Annotated in this window: 8 protein-coding genes; 6 read left to right on the top strand and 2 right to left on the bottom strand. The window is 64.6% G+C overall.

Going from position 1 to position 5,958, the window contains the following annotated elements; translation table 11 throughout:
* Both EN906_RS20185 and EN906_RS20175 read right to left on the bottom strand, forming a co-directional pair.
* On the bottom strand, positions 1–640 hold a 640-nt coding region (locus EN906_RS20185; protein WP_164777256.1), incomplete at its 3' end, for a YgcG family protein.
* Between the two features lie 258 nt (positions 641–898).
* Complete coding sequence (locus tag EN906_RS20175) at positions 899–1,537, bottom strand: LemA family protein (protein ID WP_127269647.1); 639 nt, start codon at positions 1,535–1,537, stop codon at positions 899–901.
* Positions 1,538–1,699: 162 nt separating this feature from the next.
* Between EN906_RS20175 and EN906_RS20170 the strand changes: the two genes are divergently transcribed.
* The 6 genes from EN906_RS20170 to EN906_RS20145 all read left to right on the top strand — a co-directional run.
* A complete protein-coding gene (locus tag EN906_RS20170) occupies positions 1,700–1,951 on the top strand; it encodes a hypothetical protein (protein ID WP_127269645.1) in 252 nt (83 codons plus the stop codon).
* 13 nt (positions 1,952–1,964) lie between these two features.
* Positions 1,965–2,849 (top strand): pyridoxal kinase PdxY, encoded by an 885-nt coding sequence (pdxY, locus tag EN906_RS20165; RefSeq protein WP_127269643.1) that lies wholly within the window; start codon positions 1,965–1,967, stop codon positions 2,847–2,849.
* The gene (locus EN906_RS20160; RefSeq protein ID WP_127269641.1) at positions 2,846–3,616 is read left to right on the top strand and encodes a DUF429 domain-containing protein; all 771 of its coding nucleotides are present in this window, start codon (positions 2,846–2,848) and stop codon (positions 3,614–3,616) included. The genes pdxY and EN906_RS20160 overlap by 4 nt, the downstream gene beginning before the upstream one ends.
* A 148-nt stretch (positions 3,617–3,764) precedes the next feature.
* The gene (locus tag EN906_RS20155) at positions 3,765–4,409 is read left to right on the top strand and encodes a carbonic anhydrase (protein ID WP_023811712.1); all 645 of its coding nucleotides are present in this window, start codon (positions 3,765–3,767) and stop codon (positions 4,407–4,409) included.
* Positions 4,406–4,840: a nuclear transport factor 2 family protein gene (locus EN906_RS20150; RefSeq protein ID WP_127269640.1), complete on the top strand. Its 435-nt coding sequence runs from the start codon at positions 4,406–4,408 to the stop codon at positions 4,838–4,840. Before EN906_RS20155 ends, EN906_RS20150 begins: the two co-directional genes overlap by 4 nt.
* 95 nt (positions 4,841–4,935) lie before the next feature.
* A partial coding sequence (locus EN906_RS20145) for a M3 family metallopeptidase (protein ID WP_245484304.1) occupies positions 4,936–5,958 on the top strand: 1,023 nt, incomplete at its 3' end.

Genomic DNA, 5,958 nt, shown 5'->3' with positions numbered 1-5,958 from the left:
GGATAAGAGACAGGAAAAACATCGTCGCCCACAGGATCAGGAACACGGCAACGATCGGATCGATGGACGTGCCGTCATCGGCGGGATTGCGCTTGCCTCGCGCTTCCAGCTCCTCCGGATTGCCTTCCAGCACCATGACCATGTCATCGACGGCTTTGCTGATGCCGCCGGAGAAGTCGCCGGCGCGGAAGGCCGGCACCATGTCGTTTTCGATGATGAGCTTGGTATGCAGGTCGGTCAGCGTACCTTCCAGCCCATAACCGACCTCGATGCGCATCTTGCGGTCGTTCGGGGCAACCAGCAGGAGCACGCCATTGTTCTCGCCCGCCTGGCCAAGTTTCCAGAAGCGGAACAGGCGGTTGGCGTAGGGCTCGATCTCCTCGCCATCGAGGCTGGGGATCGTCGCCACGACGATCTGGTCGGAACCTTTTGTCTCGAAGTCGGCGAGCTTCCGCGTCAGCGCCGCCTTGGTCGCGGCATCGATGATGCCGGCATTGTCGACGACACGGCCGGTGAGCGCCGGAAGATCGGCGGCGAGGGCGGTGAAGGGAAGGAAGAAGAGGCTTAGAAGAGCGAAAAGGAACCCTAGGCTTGCGTTCCGGGGCGCCCCCCTCTGCCCTGCCGGGCATCTCCCCCTCAAGTGGGGAGATTGGCCGTCATCTCCGCTTTCGCCAATTTGCAACGTCGCAAGATCGGCGTCAGCGCCGAAGCTGCCAATCTCCCCCCTTGAGGGGGGTGAGGACTGATCCGCGTAGCGGACGGGAAGCCAATTGCTTGGCTTTCCGAACGACGAACGCCCGAAGCGCCAGCGAAGGGCCGGTTCCGGTAGGACAGAGGGGGGTGTTTGCACGCCAGCAGCCCGTCATTTCGCGGGATTTATTCCGATGACAGTCGACGTTCACCCGCCCTGCTTCGTGCCGAAATCGACCTTCGGCGGCTGCATCTTGTCTTCGGCGACAGTGAAATTGGCAAAGGGCTCATTGCCGCGGAACCAGAAGGTCGCCCACAGCACCGAGGGGAAGGTCCTCAGCGTCAGATTGTAGTCCCTGACCGCCTGGATGTAGTCGCGCCGCGACACCGCGATGCGGTTTTCGGTGCCTTCGAGCTGGGCTTGCAGCGCCAGGAAATTCTGATTGGCCTTGAGGTCGGGATAGGCCTCCGAGACCGCGATCAGCCGCGACAGCGCGCTGGTCAGCCCCGCCTGGGCATCCTGAAACTTCTTGAGGGCTTCGGGATCCTTCAGCGTTTCCGGTGTTACCGTGATCTGCGTTGCCTTGGCGCGCGCCTCGACCACCGCGTCGAGCGTATCCTTTTCGTGCGAGGCATAACCCTTCACCGTCTCGACCAGGTTGGGGATGAGGTCGGCGCGGCGCTGATACTGGTTCAGCACCTCGCTCCACGCCGCCCTGGCGTTTTCTTCCGCTGTGGGGATGGTGTTGTAGCCGCAGCCGGCAAGCAGCGGCAGCACGATCGCCATCATCAGGAAGGCGGGCAGCGTGCGGAAAATGGACGGCGAGGCAAGGCGCTGGGCAAACATGATGGGGTCCCTCGGTAGAAGTTGCACGCGAAGCATTACCACAATCAGCGCGCAAGAAAACCGCCCGGGCCGGCAGCCCCTCGCCTGCCATGCCCGATGCCGCTGCAAGGGTCTGTGATTGGCCGTACGAACGCGATAAGGTCCACAAAACGGGACATCATCATGGCGGAGCGCCAGGACAGCGAGAAGGAATCGCGCCGTATCCTCGAGCGCATCGCGCACGAGACGAATCCGGCGGGCGACTCGTTTGCGGGGCGGGCCGCGAAAGGCATGCGCGATCACGTCACCGCGGCCGATGCCGATCGCGCCGATCCGATCGAAGTTTGGGGCACCCGCTTTGGCCGCACGCTGGGCCTGCTGCTGGCGCTGGGCCTGATGGTCTGGCTCGTGCTTTACGTCATCCGGGGCAGTTAGGAATCAAACGACAATGAGCGCCGAACAAACCGACGCGCCGCGTGCGGTCATCGTCATTTCCAGCCATGTCGCGCGCGGCTCGGTCGGCAACCGTGCCGCCGTGTTTGCGCTGGAGACCCTGGGGTTCCCGGTCTGGGCGGTGCCGACCGTCATCCTGCCCTGGCATCCCGGCCATGGACGGGCAACACGGATCGTACCGCCGCTCGACCAGTTCAAGGCGCTGATGGCCGATCTCGAGCGGGCGCCATGGCTGGGTGAAGTCGGCGCCGTGTTGTCCGGCTATCTCGGCGAGGCCGGCCAGGCCGAGGCCGTCGCCTCGCTGGTCGCCGCGGTGAAGGCAAGGACACCCGGCGCCGTCTATATCTGCGATCCGGTGATGGGTGATTCGGGCGGCCTCTACGTGCCCGAGCCGACAGCCATCGCCATGCGCGACCGGCTGATGCCGATCGCCGACATAGCCACCCCCAACCGCTACGAACTGGAATGGATGGCCGGCGCCGCGTTGCCCGACCTGAAATCGGCGATCGCGGCAGCGCTCCACGCCGGACCATCGACCATGCTGGTCACCTCTGCGCCGTCGATGATGACGGGCGGCACCGGCAATCTGCTGCTCGATAGCAGCCAGGCGCTGCTCGCCGAACATCGCCTGATCGACAAGCCGCCGAATGGCCTGGGCGATCTGACGGCGGCCGTCTATCTGGCACGTATCCTGTCCGGCCAGCCGCCGGTCAAGGCGCTGCAATCGACGACGGCGGCGGTCTACGAGATCCTGGCGCGCACCGCCAAGCGCGGCGGCGACGAACTGCAGCTCGAAACCGATGCGCAGAGCCTGTCGCATCCGATGGCGATGGTCCAGCTTCGCCACCTCACGCATCCGGGGCGGGGCCGCCGGGCGTGACGTCGACTGAGGCCGTGCTTGTCGGCGTCGACGGCTGCAAGGCCGGCTGGATCGCCGTCCGGTGCGCTTTTGGCATGGCACCGTCGGTCGGTGTCTTTGCAACCTTCACTGCCCTGCTCGCATCCCTTCCCGAAGACGCTGTCATCGCTGTCGACATGCCGATCGGCCTACCCGACTTTTCGGGCAAGGGCGGTCGCGGCCCCGAAGCGCTGGTGCGGCCGCTGCTCGGGGCGCGCCAATCCAGCGTCTTCTCGATCCCCTCCCGTGCCACGCTCTATGCGGAGACCAATGATTTCACCACCATCGAAGCCTGGTATGCCGCGCACATCAGGGCAAGCGAGGTGGCCCTGACCACATCCGACCCGCCGCGCGGAGTCTCGATCCAGGCGTTCGGCATTTTTGCCAAGATCCGCGAGATCGACGCCCTGCTGATCGCGCGACCCGATCTGCGCGGCCGCGTGTTCGAATCGCATCCGGAAGTCGCTTTCTGCCGCCTGAACGGCGATCAGGCCATGCAACTGCCGAAGAAGATCAAGGGCGGCATCAATCCGGCCGGCATGGCGGAACGCAAGGCTCTGCTTTGCCGGCATGGCTATGACACGGCCTTTCTCGACCAGCCGCCACCGCGCGGCGCCGCCGCCGACGATTTCCTCGACGCGGCCGCGATGACGCTGATCGCCGGTCGCATCGCCAGCGGTGAGGCACGGCCGCTGCCCGACCCGCCGGGCCGCGACAGCTTTGGCATTCCTGTCGCCATCTGGGCGTAACGCTGTTGGCCAAGGTTGCGCTCGATGCATGGCATTTCTAGCCAGCCCTCATAATTCTGCATTGCTCGCGACCGGCTTTTGCCGCTAGAGCCTCTCTAGACCGCAACGAGCTGCCGCATCCAACCCGGAAAGGCTCCAGACGCCGCCCATGTCCCATCTCCCTGAACATCTTCTCGCCGGCTACCGCAATTTCATGAATGGCCGCTATCTCACAGAGAGCGGGCGCTATCGCGATCTCGCTCGCGAAGGCCAGGCGCCGGAGACGATGATCGTCGCGTGCTGCGATTCGCGTTCGGCGCCCGAGGCGATCTTCGACGCCGGGCCCGGCGAACTCTTCGTGCTGCGCAATGTCGGCAATCTGGTGCCGCCCTATGCTCCCGATGGCGAGTTCCATTCGACCTCGGCGGCGCTTGAATTCGCCGTGCAGAGCCTCAAGGTCAAGAACATCGTCGTCATGGGCCATGGCCGCTGTGGCGGCATCCGTGCAGCGCTCGACACCAATTCCGCGCCGCTTTCGCCGGGCGACTTCATCGGCAAGTGGATGAGCCTGATCGCGCCGGCGGCCGAAACCGTCTCCTCCAGCACCTTCATGACCGCGTCGGAGCGCCAGACCGCGCTGGAGCGCATCTCGATCCGCTATTCCATCGCCAACCTCAGAACCTTTCCCTGCGTCTCGATTCTCGAGGGCAAGGGGCGACTGTCGCTGCATGGGGCCTGGTTCGATATCTCGACCGGCGAACTCTGGACGATGAACAAGGAAACCGGCGATTTCGAACGGCCGGAGCTGGGATGAACACAGCGGCGCGCAAGGTGGTAAACATCAGGTCGGCCGCTTTGACGGCGGCCGCGCTGCTGATAGCGATTATTGCCGCCCGCGCCGATGATCGTGCCCTCATCAGCCGCTGGTATTCGGCGCTGCTGGTCGCCGACCGCACCGAACTGTCCGACCTGCTCGCCGATGATGTCCGCATCAAGCTGGACGACCTCGGCATCGTGCAAAGCAAGCAGGAATTCATCGCCTCGATGGACGAATGGAAAGGTGCGGTTGCGGGCGCAGCGATCCGGCATCGGATCGAAAAGAGCGAAGGCGGGGTCACCACCGTGGTCGCCTGCTACGACTTTCCCAACAATGACAAGCTCATGCATGAGACTTTCGCGGTGACCGACGACCGCATCACCGCCAGTTCGCAAGCGGCAATCGCCGAGACGTGCGACGGCTTCTGACGCCATCCTGAGGGCCGAGCCGTTGCGCCTTGCGAGGCCTCGCCCTACATCGGGGACGACCAAACCTCTCCCCGTCAACGATCGAAAGACTGTCCATGCCTTCCACGAAAGCCGTCGACCTCGCCGCCCATCCGCTGACCGCGTGGCAAGGGCCGCTCGGCCTGCCCGATTTCACGCGCATTGGCGATGGCGACTTTTCCCCGGTCTTCGACGCGGCGCTGAAGGCGCACGAGGCCGAGATCGAGGCGATCGCCGGCAACAAGGATGCGCCGACCATCGAGAACACGCTTGCCGCGCTGGAACTCGGCGGCGAAGCGCTCGATCGCGTCTCGTCGATCTTCTGGTGCCGCGCCGGCGCCTACACCAACGAGACGATCCAAGCGCTGGAGCGCGACATCTCGCCGAAAATGTCCAGGCATTTCTCGGCGATTTCGATGAATGAGCGGCTGTTTGCCCGCATCGACGATCTCTACCAGCGCCGCGAGAGCCTGAAGCTCGACGCAGAGACCCTGCGGGTCCTGGAAAAGACCTGGAAGGGTTTTGTCCGCTCCGGCGCCAAACTCGATGCCGACGGCAAGAAGCGGCTGGCCAAGATCAGCGAGGAATTGTCCTCGCTCGGTACCAGCTTCGGCCAGAATGTGCTGGCCGACGAGAGCGACTGGGCACTGTTCCTCGATGAGGCCGACCTTGCCGGCCTGCCGGACTTCGTGAAAAGCTCGATGGCCGAAGCCGCCGAGATACGCGGCCAGAAGGGCCGCTACGCCGTCACCCTGTCGCGCTCGATCTACGAGCCGTTCTCGACCTTCTCCGAGCGCCGCGATCTGCGCGAGATCGCCTTCCGCGCCTTCACCATGCGCGGCCAGAATGGCGGCGCCACCGACAACACGAACGTGGTGCGCGACATGCTGCGCCTGCGCGCCGAGAAGGCAAAGCTGCTCGGCTACGCCTCCTTCGCCGCGCTGAAGCTCGATGACACCATGGCCAAGACACCGAAGGCCGTGCACGCGCTGCTCGACCCGGTGTGGGAAAAGGCGCTTGAGAAGGCAGCAAGCGACCAGATCGAATTGCAACGGTTGGCGACGGAGGCCGGCAGCAACGAAAAATTCGCCGCCTGGGAC

The sequence above is a fragment of the Mesorhizobium sp. M7A.F.Ca.CA.004.06.1.1 genome (genome assembly GCF_003999135.1).
GTDB lineage: Bacteria > Pseudomonadota > Alphaproteobacteria > Rhizobiales > Rhizobiaceae > Mesorhizobium.
Note: the sequence above shows the minus strand (reverse complement) of the source record. Positions and strands in the feature narration are given on the sequence as shown.